Source organism: Ralstonia sp. VS2407 (assembly GCF_052950655.1).
The window spans coordinates 1-479 of the sequence record NZ_JBRFVG010000223.1 but is presented as its reverse complement, the minus strand read 5'-3'; the positions used below and the strand labels follow the sequence as shown (position 1 = coordinate 479).

Here is a 479-nt window from a genome sequence, read left to right as displayed (position 1 = left end):
GGTCGCGCCGCGCCGACCGGCAGATGATGGAATCGTGGGCCGACACCGCGGCCCTGCTGTATTCGCCCGGCTTCATCACGCCGAACAAGGTCAACATCGTCTACAAGACCGGCCCCGGCGTGACCGCAGTGGCGGCCTACAGCGGCGGGCAGATCGTCGTGAACTCGGCCTGGGCGCGCGCTCAACCTAGCGACACCGGCCTGACAGTCCACGAAGTCTCGCACTCCATCCAGGCCATGAGCGCCTACAACCCGGTCTGGCTCATCGAGGGCATCTCCGACTACATCCGCTGGGTCAAGTTCGAGCCGCAGAACCACAAGCCGCGCCTGGACCCCGACAAGGCGAAGTACAGCGATTCTTACCGCACCACGGGAACCTTCGTCGCCTGGGTCGAGATGAAATACGATCCCCGGCTGGCCACCAAGCTCAACCACGAGATCCGCTTCGGCAAGTACAAGCCCGAGCTGTGGAAGCAGTAC

The 479-nt window shown here is 64.1% G+C and carries 1 protein-coding gene; it reads left to right on the top strand.

Annotated elements, in window-relative coordinates:
* Positions 1-479 (top strand): basic secretory protein-like protein (locus ACU8YE_RS24740; protein WP_446930085.1); only part of this gene is annotated, 479 nt, incomplete at both ends.